Genomic DNA, 17,512 nt, shown 5'->3' on the forward strand with positions numbered 1-17,512 from the left:
ATTTCAGGCGGCCGAGCCGCAGGCAACGGCTGCCTTCTTCTTCGAGGCGGCAGGCCACATGCGCACCGCCAGCGCCCCGAGCGCCGACACCGAGGCCATCGCCGCCACGCCCGGCCATCCCCACTGCGCCAGCACCAGGGCACCCAGCGCCGAGCCCGTGGCCATGCCGACGAACACACCCGTGAAGAACACCGCGTTGAGCCGGCTGCGTGCACCGGGGTCGATGCCGTAGACCACCGTCTGGTGCGCGATCAGCGCGGCCTGCAGCCCGAAGTCGAAGCCGATGGCGGCGACCACGATCAGCCCCAGCCGCGCGGCGGGCGTCGCCAGCAGCGGTGCGAACAGCATCGCGGCGAAGGACACGGCGACCAGCACGGCGCCCATGCGGATCACCAGCTCGGGACCGCGGCGGTCGGCAAGGCGCCCGGCGATGGGCGCGGCCAGCGCGCCCGCAGCACCGGCCAGGCCGAAGGCACCGGCTGCCGCACTGCCCAGGTGGAACGGCGCGCCGTGCAGCATCACCGCCAGCGTCGACCAGAAGGCGCTGAAGCCCACCGACAGCAGGGCCTGCGCGAAGGTCGCGCGGCGCAGCGCGCCATGGCGCTTCCACAGGCCGGCCAGCGAACCCAGCAGCGCGCCGTAGCCCAGGTGCGTGGTCGGGCGCAGGCGCGGGAGGCCGCGCGCCGCGGCGGCGCCGATGAACGCGATGCTCACGGCCGCGACGACGAACATCGTGCGCCAGCCGAAGTGCTCGGCCACGAAGCCGGCGAGCACGCGTGACAGCAGGATGCCCAGCAGCAGCCCGGTCATCACGGTGCCGACGATGCGGCCGCGATGCGCCTCGGGGGCCAGTGTGGCGGCGGCCGGCACCACGTCCTGGGCCAGCGTGGCAGAGAGCCCGATGACGAGGCTCGCCGCCAGCAGCGGCGCGACCGAGGGCGAGAAGGCCGCGCCCAGCAGTGCGAGCACCAGCACCGAGGCCTTGGCGAGAATGATGCGGCGCCGGTCGAAGCGGTCGCCCAGCGGCGCGAGCAGCAGGATGCCCAGCGCATAGCCCAGTTGCGTGAGCGTGGGCACGAAGCCCACGGAGCGGGCGGAGGCGCCGATGTCGGGGCCGAGCACGCCCAGCATGGGTTGGCTGTAGTAGAGCGCCGCGACGCCGAAGCCGGCGCTGGCAGCCAGCAGCAGGATCAGCGATCCCGGCAGCTTTTCATGCGCTTTTTGAATGGAAGACATGGTGTAAACCCTTGGTTTCGAGAAGCAAGGGCTGGAGTTTGCGGGCCCTCCTCCTCTCAAGGTAGCCCTGCGGGCCGAACAATTGATATACGCTTGACGCATGGCCACGCTTCTCCCGCCCCCGCCTCAGGCCGACCGCATCGAGCTGATGCAGACCTTCGTGCGCATCGTCGAGGCCGGCAGCCTGTCGGCCGCCGCGGCCCAGATGGGCACCACCCAGCCCACGGTGAGCCGCCGCCTGCAGGCGCTCGAACGCTCGCTGGGCGTGCGGCTGCTGCAGCGATCCACCCATGCGATGAAGCTCACGGAAGACGGCGAGCGCTGCTTCGACCGCGCCAAGGAGCTGATCCTGAGCTGGGGCGCCTTCGAGGCCGAGCTGCGCGGCGTGGGCGACCAGCCCGAGGGGCGGCTGCGCGTGGTGGTGCCGCATGCCTTCGGGCAGCAGCTGCTGGTCGGGCCGCTGGCCTCCTATCTGAAGCGCCATCCGCAGGTTACGGTCGAATGGCTGCTGCACGACAGCCCGCACGACGCCACGCCCGATTTCATCGCCGAGGGCGTCGACTGCGCGATCCGCGTGGGCGAGGTGACGGACCCCAACGCCGTGGCGATCCGCCTCTTCGACGTTCCTCGCATCGCGGTCGGGGCGCCGTCGCTCTTCGGGGCCGGCACGCCGGTGCCGGCGCATCCCGGTGAGCTCGAAGCCCTGCCCTGGCTGGCGGCGCGCAATTTCTACCGGACCGAGGTGGTGTTCACGCACGAGGGCACGGGCGAGGTGTACCGGGTGCCGATACGCCCTCGCATGATCACCGACAGCCTCTACGCCCTGCGCAGCGCGGCCGTGCTGGGCGCGGGCGTCGGGGTGTCGTCGGCCTGGATGCTGACCGAGGAGCTGGAGGCGGGCCGGCTGGTGCACCTGGCGCCCCGGTGGCGCGGTGTGCCGGCGCCGGTGTACATCGTGTATCCGTATGCGCGCTTCTATCCGGCGAGGCTGCGGCTCTTCGTGGAGGCGATGCGGCAGGCCTTTCCGGAAAGCCCGATCCCCGCGGCGGGAGCCCCGGGAAATGGGCCGGATGACAGGCGAGATGACGGGTGACATGGCAGGTGAAGTGGGGATCGGGGACAATCACCCTCTTCCCCCGACTCCCCGAAGCAGCCTGCCCATGAACGCCGTCTGGATCGACGAGGCGCCCGCCACCGCCGACGCCACCGCCTCCTCTCCCGCCAATTCCATGAAGATCGAGCGCGAGACGCACAAGCTCGAGAAGCGCCTGTGCCGCCAGGTCGGGCAGGCGATCGTCGACTACAACATGATCGAGGAGGGCGACAAGGTCATGGTGTGCGTCTCGGGCGGCAAGGACAGCTACGCGCTGCTCGACATCCTGCTCAAGCTGAAGGCGCGCGCGCCCATCCACTTCGACATCGTGGCGGTCAACCTCGACCAGAAGCAGCCCGGCTTTCCCGAGGAGGTGCTGCCCAGGTACCTGAGCGAGCTGGGCGTGGACTTCCACATCGAGAACCAGGACACCTACAGCATCGTCAAGCGCGTGATCCCCGAGGGGAAGACCACCTGCGGCCTGTGCAGCCGGCTGCGCCGGGGCATCCTGTACCGCGTGGCCGACGAGCTGGGCGCCACCAAGGTCGCGCTGGGCCACCACCGCGACGACATGCTGCAGACCTTCTTCCTCAACATGTTCTTCGCCGGCAAGCTCAAGAGCATGCCGCCCAAGCTGGTGAGCGACGACGGCAGGCACGTCGTGATCCGCCCGCTGGCCTACGTGTCCGAGAAGGACACCATCCGCTGGGCCCAGCACCGCGAATTCCCGATCATTCCGTGCACGCTGTGCGGCAGCCAGGAGAACCTGCAGCGCAAGCAGGTGGGCGAAATGCTGCGCGAGTGGGACAAGAAATATCCCGGTCGCGTGGAGAACATGTTCACCGCGCTGCAGAACGTGGTGCCTTCGCACCTGCTCGACGGAACGCAGCACGACTTCAAGGGTCTGAAGGCGACCGGCGTGGCGGACGACGAGGGCGACAAGGCCTTCGATCCGCCTTCCTTCGATCTGCTCTCCCAGGCACCTGCCGCCCTGCGCATCGTTCAGGGCTGAACGGGCAACCCAGGGGAATTTGGGGCACCCGGTGCCCGGAGACCCTCATGAAATCTGCGTTCTCGGCTCTTCTTCTCGCCGCAAGCCTGACGGGCTGCGCCACCTCCTGGGTGGTCGACAGCGACGTGAAGAGCTTCGCCTCCCCCGGCGCCATCGCGCCCGGCGCCACCTACCGCTTCGACCGCCTGCCCTCGCAGCAGGCCGACGGCGCGCGGCAGGAATCGCTCGAAGCCATGGCCGGCGCGGCGCTCGACCAGGTCGGCCTGCGCCGCGACGACGCCAAGGCCCAGTACACCGCACAGATCGGCGCGCGCGTGACGGCCGGCCTCTCGCCCTGGGCCGATCCATGGCTCTACAACGGCCCCTGGGGCTACGGCTGGGGAGGCTATGGCTACTACGGCCGGCGCTGGTACGGCGGCGGCTGGTATGGCGGCCCGGCGTTCGCGCCGCCTGCCAATCCCTGGTACGAGCGCGAGGTGAGCATCGTGCTGCGCGAGGCCGGCACCAACCGCGTGGTCTACGAGACCCGCGCCCGCAACGACGGCCCCTACACCTCCAGCGCTGCGATCCTGCCGGTGATGTTCCAGGCGGCGCTGCAGGGCTTCCCGAACCCGCCGCAGGGCGAACGCCGGGTCAACATCGAACTGCCGACGGCCCAGCAGGCCAGGAAATAGCGGCTTCTAGAATTCCCCGGATGGAAGAACCCACCCGCCTGATCGCAGTTCGCCACGGCGAAACCGCCTGGAACGTCGATACCCGCATCCAGGGCCAGCTCGACATCGGGCTCAACGCCACCGGCGTCTGGCAGGCGCAGCGCGCGGGCGCGGCGCTGGCCGACGAGCCCATCGGCGTCGTCTATGCCAGCGACCTCTCGCGCGCCTGGCAGACCGCGCAGGCCATCGCCGAGCCCCACGGCCTGGCCGTGCAGCCCGAGCCGCGCCTGCGCGAGCGCGCCTTCGGCAAGTTCGAGGGCATGAGCTTCGCCGAGATCGAGGCCACGCTGCCGGTGGAAGCCAGGCGCTGGCGCGAGCGCGACCCCGAGTTCGAACCCGAGGGCGGCGAGAGCCTCCTGACCTTCCGCGACCGCGTCACGGGCGTGGCGGCCGAACTGGCGGCGCGCCATCCGGGCGAACTGGTGGTGCTGGTGGCGCACGGCGGCGTGATGGACGTGCTCTACCGCGCAGCCACGCGCCAGGAACTGCAGGCGCCGCGCACCTGGCAGCTCGGCAACGCGGCGATCAACCGCATGCTGTGGACGAGCGAGGGGTTCAGCCTCGTCGGGTGGAGCGATACGACGCACCTCACGGACGGTGCTCTCGACGAAACGACCACCTGAGGCGGGCGGGATCGGGCTGCAGGCCGCAGAGGCCGCAAAGGACGCGAAGGCTTCGCAAAGGCTGCGAAAGAAGACCTGAAAGGGTTTCCCGGTTTCTTTCGCGACTTTTGCGCAGCTTCTGTCTTCCTGTCTTACCTGTGTGTTCGGCTGCCGCTCCCGCCTTCAGGCGTGCGAGTGCTGCGAGTGGGCCACCTCGGCCTGCGCTTCACCCGGCAGGTCGACCATCGGGCCGGTGCCGCTGTAGCGGTCGAGGGCGAGGTAGATCGCCGGCGTGATGTACAGCGTGATCACCTGCGAGAAGATCAGGCCGCCCACCACCGCCACACCCAGGGGCTGGCGCAGTTCGGCGCCTGCGCCCAGGCCCAGGGCCAGGGGCAGCGCGCCCATGAGCGCGGCCAGCGTGGTCATCAGGATGGGGCGGAAGCGCAGGCGGCAGGCTTCGCGGATCGCGTCAACCGGCTTCATGCCCTCGGTTCGCTGAGCCTCGAGCGCGAAGTCGATCATCATGATCGCGTTCTTCTTCACGATGCCGATCAGCAGCAGGATGCCGATGGTGGCGATCAGTGTGAGGTCGAAGCCGAAGATCTTCAGCGAGATCAGCGCGCCCACTGCGGCCGAAGGCAGGCCCGCCAGGATGGTGATGGGATGGATGTAGCTCTCGTAGAGCACGCCCAGCAGCACGTAGATGACCAGCACCGCCAGCACCAGCAGCACGGCCTGGCTCGACTGCGAGCTCTGGAACACCGCCGCATCGCCGCCGTAGGTGGTGATGATCGACGCGGGCATCTTCAGCTCTTCCTTGAAGCGGTCGATCTTCGCGGTCGCGTTGCCCAGCGGCACGTCGGGCGCGAGGTTGAACGACACCGTCACCGCCTGCAGCTGGCCCTGGTGGTTCACCGCGGTGGGTCCCACGGTGCGCTTGACGGTCGAGAAGGCCGACAGCGGCACCAGCTTGCCGGTGGTGCTGCGCACCGACAGGCGCGAGACGTCTTCCTCGAACTGGCGGTCGTTGTCGGCGGCCGAGAGGATCACCTGGTAGGTGTTGCTCGGGCCGTAGATGCTGCCGATCTGGCGGTCGCCGTAGGCGTTGTAGAGCGCGGTGCGCAGGTCGCCCACGGCCACGCCGAGCACGCCGGCCTTGTCGCGGTCGATGTCGAGCGTGGCCTGCAGGCCGCGGTTCTGCGAGTCGCTGGTGACGTCGCGGAAGTCGGGGTCTGCGCGCATGCGCTCCATGAGCCGCGTGGCCCACGGCACCATCTCGCCCGCGTTCACGCTCTGCAGCGTGTACTGGAAGCGCGCCTTGCTCTGGCGCCCGCCCAGGCGCAGGTTCTGCACCGGCTGCATGTAGACGGCGATGCCCGGGATCTCGCGGAAGCGCTGGCGCAGCGACTCGAGCACCTTCGACATCTGCGGGCGCTCGCTGCGCGGCTTGAGCACCGCGAAGAGGCGGCCCGAGTTCTGCGTGGCGGTGGGCCCGCCCACGCCGACGAAGGAGCTCACGTAGTCGACGCTCGGATCGTCCTTGAGCGCGGCGGCCACGCGGTCCTGCAGCGCCTTCATGGCGACGAAGGAGATGTCTTCGGCGGCCTCGGTGGTGATCTGGATCTGGCCGATGTCCTCCTCGGGGAAGAAGCCCTTGGGGATGGTCGCGAACAGCCAGCCGGTGACGACGAAGGTCAGCGCCGCCATCAGCAGCATCACCTTGCGGTGCCCCAGCGTCCAGTCGAGGGTGCTCATGTAGGTCGCATGCACCTTGCGATAGCCGCGCTCGAAGGCGCGGCCGATGGCGGTGCCGGGCTCGGGATGCTCTTCCTCGTGGTCGAGCGCGCCTTCCTTGCGCGGCACCTGCTTGAGCAGGCGGCTCGCGAGCATCGGCACCAGCGTGAGCGACACCACCGCCGACACCAGCACCGCCAGCGCCACCACCACCGCGAACTCGTGGAACAGCAGGCCGATCACCCCCGGCATGAAGAAGATCGGGATGAAAACCGCCACCAGCGAGATCGAGATCGACACGATGGTGAAACCCACCTCTCGCGCGCCGCGCAGCGCCGCGGCGAACGGGTCCATGCCCTTCTCGACGTAGCGCATGATGTTCTCCAGCACCACGATCGCGTCGTCCACCACCAGGCCCACCGCGAGCGTGATGCCCAGCAGCGAGATGTTGTCCAGGCTGTAGCCGAAGGCATAGAGCAGCGCCACCGCGCCGATCAGCGAAATGGGGATGGTCGCGGCCGGGATCAGCGTGGCCACCAGCCGGTGCAGGAACAGGAAGATCACCAGCACCACCAGCGCGATGGTGCCCAGCAGCGTGAGCTGCACGTCGTGCACCGCCTCGCGGATGGAGATGGAGCGGTCGTTCACCATCTGGATCTCGACCGACTGCGGCAGCTCCGCCTTGAAGCGCGGGATCAGCGCGCGCACCGCATCCACCACCTGCACGGTGTTGGCGTTGGGCTGGCGCTGCACGGCCAGCGAGATGGAATCCTGTCCGTTGAAGCTGCTGGCGGTCTTCACCGATTCGAAGCTGTCCTCGATGGTCGCCACCTCGTCGAGGCGAACCGGCGAGCCGTTGCGCTGTCCGACGATCAGCTTGGCGAAATCGGCCGCCTTCATGAGCTGTCGGTTGGCCTGGATGGTGAGCGTCTGGCGCGGGCCGTCGAGCACGCCGACCGGCGTGTTGGCGTTGGCCGTGTTCACAGCCTTGGCCAGCTCGTCGAGCGTGATGTTGCGCGCGTTGAGCAGGTCGGCGTTGGCCTTGATGCGCACCGCGAAGGCCTTGCGGCCGTACACGCCCACCTGCGCCACGCCGTCGATGGTCGAGAGCGTGGGCGAGATGAGGTTCTCGGCGTAGTCGTTGAGCTCCGACGGGTTCATCGACGGCGAGATCAGCGCGATGAAGAGCACCGGCGCGTCGGCCGGGTTCACCTTGCGGTACGAGGGCAGCTGCGTCAGCTCCTGCGGCAGCTGGCGCTGGGCGCGCAGCAGCGCTGCCTGCACGTCGACGGCCGCGGCGTCGATGTCGCGGCTGCTGACGAATTCGAGCGTGAGCGAGGTCACGCCCTGCGTGTTCACCGAGCTGATGGTCTGCAGGCCCGGGATGGTCGAGAACTGCTTTTCCAGCGGCAGCGCCACCGAAGACGCCATGGTGTCGGGGCTCGCCCCCGGCAGCTGCGCGTTGACGTTGATGACCGGCGTGTTGTAGCTGGGCAGCGCGGCGACGGGGATGCTGAAGTACGCGAAGATGCCGATGACCACCACGGCGGCGGACAGCAGCACCGTCATCGCCGGACGTCGGATGCAGAGTTCCGAGATGTTCATCGGTCGACCTCCGCGCTTCGCGCTGCGGTATTCGCCTTCGGAGCGGCCCGGCGGCTCATGCGCGTTCCCGGCGCGGCGGCTTGGCGTCGGTGCCGTCGGATGACGCCGCGCTGCCGGGCGTGACGCCCGTGGTGCCGTTGGAAGGCGCGCCCGGCGCACCCGGAGCGGCAGCCGGTGCCTTCTCGTCCACGCGCACCTTGCCGCCCGGGCGCACGTTCTGGCTGCCCTCGATCACCACCTGCTCGCCGGGCTCGACGCCGCTCACGGCCACCTGCGTGCCGAAGGTGTGCAGCGCCTTCACCTTGCGGCGCGTGGCGGTCTTGGCCTCGTCCACCACGTAGAGCGAGGCGCCGTCGGACAGCATCATCAGCGCCGCCGCCGGCACCACCGTGGCGCCGCCGAGCGTGCGCACCGTGATGCGCGTGGCCACGAACTGCCCGGGCCACAGGCTCTGGTCGGGGTTGCCGAACACGGCCTTGGCGCGCACGGTGCCGATGGTCGGATCGACGGTGTTGTCGACGAAGTCGAGCGTGCCCGTCAGCGGCTCCCTGCGGCCGGGGACGACGGCCTCGACCTTCGAGCGCGAGCGCGCGGCCTCCAGCAGGTCCTGCAGGTTGGCCTCGGGCACGGGGAAGCTCACGGCGATCGGGTCGAGCTGCGTGACGGTCACCAGCGACAGCGTCGGCTGCACCAGCGTTCCCGGGTAGATGTTGACCGCGCCGATACGCCCCGCGATGGGCGCGCGCAGCGTGGCATAGCCCAGCGCCACCTGCGCCGACTGCACGGCCGCGCGGTCGGCCGCCACGGCGGCGCGCTGCGCCTCGAGCTGCGAGAGCGTGGCGTCGGCCGCGCTCTTGGCGATGAAGTTCTGGGCCACCAGCTCCTGGCTGCGCCTGTACTGGCGCTCGAGGTCGGCCAGCGTGGCCTCGTCCTTCTGCTGCTGCGCCTTCGCGCGCGCGAGGTTGGCCTGGTCGTTGCGGTCGTCGAGCGAGAAGAGCAGCTGGCCCGCCTTGACGAACTGGCCCTCCTTCACGTGCACCGCGCTCACCGTGTTGGTCACCTGCGGGCGCAGGTCGACGCTGTTGAGGGAGACCACGCTGCCGTTGACCTGCACGGTCACGGGCACGTCCTGCTTCTTCGCCGTGGCCAGCGTCACCAGCGCGGGCGCGCCGCCCGCCGGGGCGCCGCCCTTGGCGCCCGGCGCCTTGGCCGTCTGGGCGGCGGACTTGTCCCCAGACATGCTCCACCACCCGAGCGCGACGGCTACGATCAACACGCCCCCGAGGGCGACGGCGACATTTTTCTTCATGGGTTCTTGTGCACTTTGGGCTGACATGGCTATTGGATCAGCGGCCGACTCCTGGCGATCACGGGTCCCGTAAAGAAATGTAAAGCAGGTCAACCGAAAGTCGCACTACTCGCTGCGGCCGGCACGGGCGGACAGGGGCCCATCGCTAAAATCGCCGGTCCACAGCCTCTGGATGAACCCCATGAACCGCTGCAAGAAAAAACCCACGAATGCTCTCACTTCCATAGCGCTTTGCACAGCAGCCATTGCTGCCGCAGGCCTTTTCCCGCTGGCCGCCAGCGCGCAGGACGAAGTCCCCCGCCCCCAGACCCAGAACGAGTCGATCGTGGGCGGCCGCGTCTTCCCTGTCGGCACCCTGCGCGGCAAGTTCATGGTGACCAACGCACCCGACGTCGAGCTCGACGGCAAGCCCGACCGCCTGGGCGCCGGCGCGCGCATCCGCAGCGACCAGAACATGCTGGTCATGCCCGGGGCCATCATCGGCCAGAAGTACCTGGTCAACTACACGCGCGACGCCGCCGGGCTGCTGCGCGAGGTGTGGATCCTCACGCCGACCGAGGCCACCGCCAGCCGCGAATCGCTGAACAAGCCGTTCCTGAACGTCTGGCCGTTCACCTCGAACGACACCCTCAACACGCAGTAAGCAAGCAAGAAGACGGCCGGCGCGGCAGGTTGCCGCGCGCCCGGCCGCCGTGCCCCCGCCTAAGGCAGGGGCCGCGAGAGAGAGCTCCCCATGAAAAAAGTATTCATCAAGACCTTCGGCTGCCAAATGAACGAGTACGACTCGGACAAGATGGCCGACGTGCTCAACGCCGCACAAGGCTACGAGCCCACCCAGAACGTGGACGAGGCCGACCTCATCCTGTTCAACACCTGCTCGGTGCGCGAGAAGGCGCAGGAGAAGGTGTTCTCCGACCTCGGCCGCGTGAAGCACCTGAAGGCCAAGGGCGTGAAGATCGGCGTCGGCGGCTGCGTGGCCAGCCAGGAGGGCGAGGCCATCATCGCGCGCGCGCCCTATGTCGACATCGTGTTCGGCCCGCAGACCCTGCACCGCCTGCCCGAGATGCTGAGCGACCGCGAGCGCCTGGACCGACCGCAGGTGGACATCAGCTTCCCCGAGATCGAGAAGTTCGACCACCTGCCGCCCGCGCGCGTCGAAGGCGCGACCGCCTTCGTGTCGATCATGGAAGGCTGCTCCAAGTACTGCAGCTACTGCGTGGTGCCCTACACCCGCGGCGAGGAAGTGAACCGTCCGCTCGACGACGTGCTGGTCGAGATCGCCGGCCTGGCCGACCAGGGCGTGCGCGAGATCACGCTGCTGGGCCAGAACGTGAATGCCTACCGCGGCAGGATGGGCGACACCGCCGAGATCGCCGACTTCGCGCTGCTCATCGAATACGTCGCCGAGATTCCCGGCATCGAGCGCATCCGCTACACCACCAGCCATCCGAACGAGTTCACGCCGCGCCTGATCGAGGCCTATGCGAAGGTGCCGCAGCTCGTGAGCCACCTGCACCTGCCGGTGCAGCACGGCAGCGACCGCATCCTGATGGCCATGAAGCGCGGCTACACCGCCATGGAATACAAGAGCACGGTGCGCAAGCTGCGCGCCATCCGCCCCGAGCTGGCTCTGAGCAGCGACTTCATCGTCGGCTTCCCCGGCGAGACCGAGCACGACTTCAACAAGATGATGAAGTTGATCGACGACTGCCAGTTCGACGCCAGCTTCAGCTTCATCTTCAGCCCGCGCCCCGGCACGCCGGCGGCCGCGCTGCACGACGACACCCCGCACGAGGTGAAGCTCGCACGCCTGCAGAAGCTGCAGGGCGTGATCGACGCCAACGTGAAGCGCTTCGGCCAGGCGCTTGTCGGCACCACGCAGCGCGTGCTGGTGGAAGGCGCCTCGCGCAAGGACGCAACCGAGCTCATGGGCCGCACCGCCTGCAACCGCGTCGTCAACTTCGAGGGCGATGCGCGGCTGGTGGGCCAGATGGCCGACCTGCGCATCACCCGCTCGCTGGCCTACACGCTGCGCGGCGAGGTCGTCACCAACGAATCGCCGATGGCGCTCGCCCAGCACTGATGGCGAAGCGTCCATCCATGCGGGGCTCGTTCCAGCAGCTCCTGCTCTTCGCCTTCCTGCTGATCACCGCCCTGCTGGTGGGCGTGGCGATTCGCTCGGTGCTGCAGTACGACGCGCTCATGACCCAGAGCCGCGACGCGGCCGCGCGCGCGCTGCGCCTGTCCGGCGCCTCGCAGTCGCTGGCCGAGCGCAGCGCGGCGATGGAGCGCGCCGGGCGCCAGTCGCTGGTGCTAAACGACGCGGTGCTGCGCCGCCGCTTCGACGACGCCGCGCGCGAGGCGCACCAGGTACTCGAGCGCCTGGAGAAGAACGGCCTGCCGCCCGCCGGCATCGAGATGTGGCGCACCCAGCTCGGCGTGATCGAGGGCCTGATGAGCGGCAGCGCCGACAGCGCCCTGGCCCGCGAGAGCACGATGGCGATGCAGTTCCGCGAGCTCGACGCGCTCAACACCAACATCGCGCAGCAGGCGCAGTTCCTCATCGAGACGCAGAACGACGCGCTGGCCAGGCGCATCGAGAACGCGCGCCGCCGGCTGATGCGCGAGGTGGTGGCCGCGAGCGTGCTGGCGGTCTCGCTGGCGCTGGCATTCGGCATCTGGCTGGCGCGGCCGTTCAAGCGGCTGGAGCACGCCATCGTCGGACTCGGCCAGAACCGGCTCGACGAGCCGATCGACATCCGCGGCCCGGCCGACGTGCGTCGCGTGTCGCAGCAGCTCGAATGGCTGCGCCTGCGCCTGACCGAGCTCGACGCCGACAAGGCCCGCTTCCTGCGCCACGTGTCGCACGAGCTGAAGACGCCGCTGGCCGCGCTGCGCGAGGGCGTGTCGCTGCTGGAAGACGGCGTGACCGGGCCGCTGAACCCGGCGCAGCTGGAAGTGGCGCAGATCCTCAACCAGAACACCGTGGCGCTGCAGGGCCAGATCGAGGCGCTGCTGCGCTTCAACGCCGCCGCCTTCGAGGCACGCGAACTGCGCCGCGAACGCACCGAACTGCTGCCGCTGATCGAGGAGCAGATCGAGGGCCAGCGCCTGCAGTGGCAGTCGCACGGCCTGCGGGTGCGTGCCGAGGGTGAAGCGGTCACCGTCACGGTCGACCGCGCCAAGCTGGGCACCGCCATCGCCAACCTGTTGAGCAACGCCATCCGCTTTTCGGTAACGGGAGGTGTCATCACGCTGACCGTGTCGCAGACACCGGAAGCGGTGCACATCGACGTGAATGACGCCGGGCCGGGCATCGCAGAGGGGGACCGCGACCGGATCTTCGAGCCTTTCTTCCGCGGCGAGCGCCAGCCCGAACACACCGTGAAGGGCACGGGCATCGGACTTTCCATCGTGCAGGAGTACATTGCAGCCCACGGGGGCCGCATCACACTGCAGCCCGGCGGTCCCGGTGCGCACTTCCGCATCGAGCTGCCGCGCACGGCCTGACCACCCCGGCTTCCCCTCTCCAGAACACACCGTCCGAACGCCTCGCGTCCTTCTTCGACCCATGTCTTTTCCGTTCGTCCGCCGCTCCTCCTTCGCCGGGGCGATGACCGTGCCTTTCATCCTGCTGCTGGCCGCCTGCGCCTCGCAGCCCAAGCCGCCCGCCGAGGCCGAAGCGCTGCCGCCCCCGCCGGTCGTGCCGCGCGTGATGCCGGTGGAGGCCGAACCCAGGGCGCCGGCCACGCAGCCCGCCGCGTCGCTGTTCTCGACGATGTTGCAGGGCCCGGTGTCCTCGATGCTGTCGTACGCCGACAAGGTGCGCCCGCTCAACGGCGCCGACCTCAGCGCCGAGATCGCCCGCATCGGCGACCCCGGCGACTCGCCCACGGTGCAGATGCAGCTGGCGCTGCTGCTTTCGCAGACCCGCGTTCCAGCTGACCTGGCGCGCGCGCTGGGCCTGCTGCAGCGCGTGATCGCCAACCCCGCGCCCGAGGCGCAGCCGCTGCAGCCGCTGGCCCGCGCGCTGGCCGCGCGCTACGTAGAGCAGCGCCGCGTGGAAGACGACCGCGACAGGCAGGTGCAGCAGCTGCGCGACAGCCAGCGCCGCATCGACCAGCTCAACGACCGCATCGAAGCGCTGCGCGCCATCGAGCGCAGCTTCGCGCGGCCCAACATGAACCCGGCACCGGCCGCGCCGCCTGCGGGCAGCAAGCCGAGCCAATAAGCGTGCTGCAGCGCCGCCGCAGGCAAGCCCGCAGCACCGCAGCGCCAAGCATGGAGATTCTTCGATGAGCACTACCGGCGCCCGCCTCCTCGTGGTCGACGACGACCCGGACATGCTGCGGCTGCTTTCGATGCGGCTGAGCTCGGCGGGCTACCAGGTGACGGCCGTCACCTCGGCCGAGACCGCGCTCACGCAGCTCGAGATCGAGCATCCGCAACTGGTGCTGAGCGACGTGCGCCTGCCCGGGCGCGACGGCCTGCAGCTCTTCGACGAAATCCGCAAGCGCCATCCCTCGCTGCCGGTGATCCTGCTGACCGCGCACGGCACCATTCCCGATGCGGTCGAGGCCACGGCGCGCGGCGTCTTCACCTATCTCACCAAGCCCTACGACGGCCGCGAGCTGCTCGAGAAGATCGCGCAGGCGCTGGCGCTCGGCGCCCCCGCCGCCACGCCCAGCAAGGCCGGCGACGACAGCTGGCGCTCCGAGATCGTGAGCCGCAGCAACCGCATGGCCGAGCTGCTGGCCGAGGCGCGCATGGTCGCCAAGTCGGACGCCTCGGTGCTGCTGCGCGGCGACTCCGGCGCCGGCAAGGAGATGCTCGCGCGCGCCATCCACAAGGCCAGCGCGCGCGCCGACAAGCCCTTCGTGGCGGTCAACTGCGGCGCCATCCCCGAGGCGCTGCTCGAGTCGGAACTCTTCGGCCACATGAAGGGCGCCTTCACCGACGCCCACGCCAATCACAAGGGCCTGTTCCAGCAGGCCGACGGCGGTACGCTGCTGCTGGACGAGATCGGCGACATGCCGCCCGCCCTGCAGGTCAAGCTGCTGCGCGTGCTGCAGGAGCGCGCGGTGCGGCCGCTGGGCGCGAGCCAGTCGATCCAGGTCGACGTGCGCATCGTCTCGGCCACCCACCGCGACCTCGACGCCGCGATGGAGGCCGGGCAGTTCCGCGAAGACCTCTATTACCGCCTGAACGTGGTGACGCTGACGCTGCCGCCGCTGTCGGCGCGCCGGGAAGACATCCCGCTGCTGGCCAACCACTTCCTGCAGCGCCTGTCGACCAAGTACGGCAAGCGGCTCTCGGGCTTCGCCCCCGAAGCGCTGAAGGCGCTGACCATGGCCGCCTGGCCGGGCAACGTGCGCCAGCTCTACAACGTGGTGGAACAGGTCTGCGCGCTGTCGAGCTCGCCGCTGATCCCGCTAGCGCTGGTGCAGCGGGCGCTGCGCGTGCCGACGGTCGAGGTGCAGACCTACGCCGAGGCCAAGCAGCGTTTCGAGCGCGACTACCTGGTCGGCCTGCTGAAACTGACGGACGGGAACGTGGCCGACGCGGCCCGCCTCGCTGACCGGAATCGCACCGAGTTCTACCGGCTGCTCCAGAAGCACGAACTCACCCCGGGCCACTTCAAGGCGGACGCTGTCGCTGGCGGCGGGGACCCTGTCGCCGAGTAGCGACGCTGCTAAGTCGTTGATTTCATTGAGCAAAGCCCACCGGCAATCCAGGCTTGTCGGGATTCGGCGACAAAATCGTGGGTTTGGAGCCACTTCAGCGACGCTCCAGCCCGAAAAATGCATCGGATCACCGCCAAGTCATTGATCTGAAAGCGTTTTTCCAGCCTGGCACAGGGTTTGCCCCTGTACCGGCATGACAGCACTTACCAGCCCTTCTTTCGCACTGCGCCAGCAGCGCGACGGCCTGCGTCAAAAGCAGTTTTCCTCCTCGCGGCCCCGTGCCGCGGGGCATTCGCTGGCCGCGCTCGCAAGCGCCGGCGGCGCCTCTTCCGACTGTGTCTTCAAGCGCCTTCCGGCCATTGGCGACACCCCCTCCTCCATCGACAAGCAACGTTGGTAAATCACATGAAGCCGAACGACTTCTCCCAACTGAACGTGCTGGCCGACACCGATTTCTCGCGCCGCAGCCCGGTCCGCGAGGAACGCCATCCCAACTCGGTCACCGCTCCTCCGATCAACCGCGGCTCGATGACGCCCCGCCCCTGGCGCGGCTTCTGGAACAGCCTCGGCACGGCAGCGCTGGTCAAGCTCGGCGCAGGCCGTGACGCCGAAGCCGGCGCTCACCCCGCCAACGAAACGAAGCAGCCCTGGCAGCGCGCCGCCGCCCGCCGCCGCTTCGCCTTCATGATGCTCACGCTGCTGAGCACCGTGATCGCGTCCTCGCTCTTCGCCAGCGTGCAGCCCGACTACGACAACCTCTGGCTCGAATACGGCCAGATCGGCCTGTACGGCCTGCTCTCGGGCTGGGTCGTGACCGGCTTCGTGACGGCGCTCATGGGCTTCTACGTCTCCGTGCGCGGTGACAAGTACTCCCTCTCGGCGAAGCAGGTGGCCCACCACCCGATGAACCCCGAGGCGCGCACCGCGATCATCATGCCGATCTGCAACGAGGACGTGGCCACCGTGTTCGCCGGCCTGCGCGCCACCTGCGAATCGGTCGCGGCCACCGGCCACGCCAGGCAGTTCGACGTGTTCGTGCTGTCCGACAGCTACAACCCCGAGACCGCAGCCGCCGAGCGCGCCGCCTGGGAAGACCTGCGCGCCGCGCTGGCCGAAAGCCCCAACCAGCCGCAGGTCGAGGTCTACTACCGCCTGCGCACCCGCCGCACGCACCGCAAGGCCGGCAACGTGGCCGACTTCTGCCGCCGCTGGGGCAAGGACTACCGCTACATGGTCGTGCTCGACGCCGACTCGGTGATGAGCGGCGACTGCCTGACCTCGATGGTCAAGCTGATGGAAGCCAACCCCACCGCCGGCATCATCCAGACCGCGACGCAGGCCATCGGCCACGTCACCCTGCACGCACGCGCGCAGCAGTTCGCCTCGCGCGTCACGGGCCGCCTGTTCACGCTGGGCATGCAGTTCTGGCAACTGGGCGAGTCGCACTACTGGGGCCACAACGCGATCATCCGCGTCGAGCCTTTCATGAAGCACTGCGCGCTGGCTCCCATCAAGGGCACCGGCGGCATGTCGGGCGGCATCATGTCGCACGACTTCGTCGAAGCCGCTCTGATGCGCCGCGCCGGCTACAACGTGTGGCTGGTGTCCGACCTCGTCGGCAGCTACGAACAGCAACCGCCGGACCTGCTGGCCGAACTCCAGCGCGACCGCCGCTGGTGCCAGGGCAACCTGCAGAACGCCCGCCTGATGGCAGAGCCCGGCATCCACTCGGTCCACCGCGCGATGTTCGTGACCGGCACCATGGCCTACGTCTCGGCCCCGCTGTGGCTCGCGTTCCTGACGCTGGGCACGGCCCTGTGGCTGAGCGGCTCGAGCCTGGTCTCCAGCTGGAGCGTGCTGCCGGCCGAACTGGCCGGCCTGTGGGTCTGGACCCTGTGCCTGCTGTTCCTGCCGCGCGTGCTGGGCATCGCCGCCGTGCTGATGCGCGGCGAGCAGCGCCAGTACGGTGGCCTCTGGGGCCTGGTGAAGAGCTCGGTGATGGAAGCCGGCCTGGCCATCGTTCAGGCACCGGTGCGCATGCTGGCTCACTCGCTCTTCGTGCTGGTCGCCCTCACGGGCATCAAGCTCGACTGGAAGTCGCCCCCGCGTGAAGCCGCCGCCGTGCCGTGGAAGGTCGCTGCCTCGCAGCTGGCTCCCATGACGCTGGTGATCGCGCTGCTGGCCGTTGGCGTCGCCATGATCGACCCGAGCGCGCTGGTGTGGCTCATGCCCGTCGGCCTGCCGCTACTGCTGGCGATCCCGCTGACCGTGCTGACCAGCCAGATCGCGCTGGGCACCACGCTGCGTGACCGCGGCTATCTGCTGATTCCCGAGGAATCGCGCTCGCCGGCCGTGCTGCGCCGTGCATGGATGCACGCGCTGCGCCTGGCTCGCCCGGCAGCGCTGGCCACCGCCTGATGCGCTGAAGACACACCGCCTCGAAAAGCCGGCCCCTGGGCCGGCTTTTTTTCATGGCGCGTGGCTAGAATCGCCGACTTCTTTTCATCCACCCACGGATCCC

13 protein-coding genes are annotated in these 17,512 nt (G+C 69.1%); 10 read left to right on the forward strand and 3 right to left on the reverse strand.

Annotated elements, in window-relative coordinates; genetic code table 11:
* Positions 1 to 3: 3 nt before the first annotated feature.
* Complete coding sequence (locus ACTJLF_RS21720; RefSeq protein WP_019656817.1) at positions 4 to 1,236, reverse strand: MFS transporter; 1,233 nt, start codon at positions 1,234 to 1,236, stop codon at positions 4 to 6.
* Between the two features lie 100 nt (positions 1,237 to 1,336).
* Between ACTJLF_RS21720 and ACTJLF_RS21725 the strand changes: the two genes are divergently transcribed.
* The 4 genes from ACTJLF_RS21725 to ACTJLF_RS21740 all read left to right on the forward strand — a co-directional run bounded on the left by ACTJLF_RS21725 (position 1,337) and on the right by ACTJLF_RS21740 (position 4,677).
* A complete protein-coding gene (locus tag ACTJLF_RS21725) occupies positions 1,337 to 2,329 on the forward strand; it encodes a LysR family transcriptional regulator (protein ID WP_126182558.1) in 993 nt (330 codons plus the stop codon).
* A 67-nt stretch (positions 2,330 to 2,396) separates the two neighbouring features.
* Positions 2,397 to 3,341, forward strand: a complete 945-nt coding sequence (ttcA, locus tag ACTJLF_RS21730; protein ID WP_019656815.1) for a tRNA 2-thiocytidine(32) synthetase TtcA — start codon at positions 2,397 to 2,399, stop codon at positions 3,339 to 3,341.
* Positions 3,342 to 3,388: 47 nt separating this feature from the next.
* Positions 3,389 to 4,015, forward strand: coding sequence for a DUF4136 domain-containing protein (locus ACTJLF_RS21735; protein ID WP_019656814.1), 627 nt, complete (start codon positions 3,389 to 3,391; stop codon positions 4,013 to 4,015).
* A 20-nt stretch (positions 4,016 to 4,035) separates the two neighbouring features.
* A complete protein-coding gene (locus ACTJLF_RS21740) occupies positions 4,036 to 4,677 on the forward strand; it encodes a histidine phosphatase family protein (RefSeq protein WP_019656813.1) in 642 nt (213 codons plus the stop codon).
* Between the two features lie 162 nt (positions 4,678 to 4,839).
* On the opposite strand, the gene ACTJLF_RS21745 is transcribed toward ACTJLF_RS21740, so the two are convergent.
* Positions 4,840 to 7,998: an efflux RND transporter permease subunit gene (locus tag ACTJLF_RS21745; protein ID WP_019656812.1), complete on the reverse strand. Its 3,159-nt coding sequence runs from the start codon at positions 7,996 to 7,998 to the stop codon at positions 4,840 to 4,842.
* Positions 7,999 to 8,053: 55 nt separating this feature from the next.
* The gene (locus tag ACTJLF_RS21750; protein WP_126182876.1) at positions 8,054 to 9,238 is read right to left on the reverse strand and encodes an efflux RND transporter periplasmic adaptor subunit; all 1,185 of its coding nucleotides are present in this window, start codon (positions 9,236 to 9,238) and stop codon (positions 8,054 to 8,056) included.
* 250 nt (positions 9,239 to 9,488) lie between these two features.
* Here ACTJLF_RS21750 and ACTJLF_RS21755 point away from each other — a divergent pair, with 250 nt between their 5' ends.
* The 6 genes from ACTJLF_RS21755 to mdoH all read left to right on the forward strand — a co-directional run bounded on the left by ACTJLF_RS21755 (position 9,489) and on the right by mdoH (position 17,409).
* A complete protein-coding gene (locus ACTJLF_RS21755; RefSeq protein ID WP_126182557.1) occupies positions 9,489 to 9,950 on the forward strand; it encodes a hypothetical protein in 462 nt (153 codons plus the stop codon).
* A 90-nt stretch (positions 9,951 to 10,040) separates the two neighbouring features.
* Positions 10,041 to 11,390: a tRNA (N6-isopentenyl adenosine(37)-C2)-methylthiotransferase MiaB gene (gene miaB / locus ACTJLF_RS21760; RefSeq protein WP_126182556.1), complete on the forward strand. Its 1,350-nt coding sequence runs from the start codon at positions 10,041 to 10,043 to the stop codon at positions 11,388 to 11,390.
* On the forward strand, positions 11,390 to 12,817 hold the full coding sequence (locus ACTJLF_RS21765; RefSeq protein WP_019656808.1) for a sensor histidine kinase: 1,428 nt from the start codon (positions 11,390 to 11,392) through the stop codon (positions 12,815 to 12,817). The genes miaB and ACTJLF_RS21765 overlap by 1 nt, the downstream gene beginning before the upstream one ends.
* A gap of 61 nt (positions 12,818 to 12,878) precedes the next feature.
* Positions 12,879 to 13,538: a hypothetical protein gene (locus ACTJLF_RS21770; RefSeq protein WP_019656807.1), complete on the forward strand. Its 660-nt coding sequence runs from the start codon at positions 12,879 to 12,881 to the stop codon at positions 13,536 to 13,538.
* Positions 13,539 to 13,602: 64 nt separating this feature from the next.
* Positions 13,603 to 14,991 carry a sigma 54-interacting transcriptional regulator gene (locus ACTJLF_RS21775; protein ID WP_019656806.1) on the forward strand — a complete coding sequence of 463 codons (1,389 nt, stop codon included), beginning with the start codon at positions 13,603 to 13,605 and terminating at the stop codon, positions 14,989 to 14,991.
* A 405-nt stretch (positions 14,992 to 15,396) separates the two neighbouring features.
* Positions 15,397 to 17,409 (forward strand): glucans biosynthesis glucosyltransferase MdoH, encoded by a 2,013-nt coding sequence (gene mdoH / locus ACTJLF_RS21780; protein ID WP_126182554.1) that lies wholly within the window; start codon positions 15,397 to 15,399, stop codon positions 17,407 to 17,409.
* The last annotated feature ends 103 nt before the right edge of the window (positions 17,410 to 17,512 follow it).

It is taken from the genome of Variovorax sp. 22077 (genome assembly GCF_052044195.1).
GTDB lineage: Bacteria > Pseudomonadota > Gammaproteobacteria > Burkholderiales > Burkholderiaceae_C > Variovorax > Variovorax atrisoli.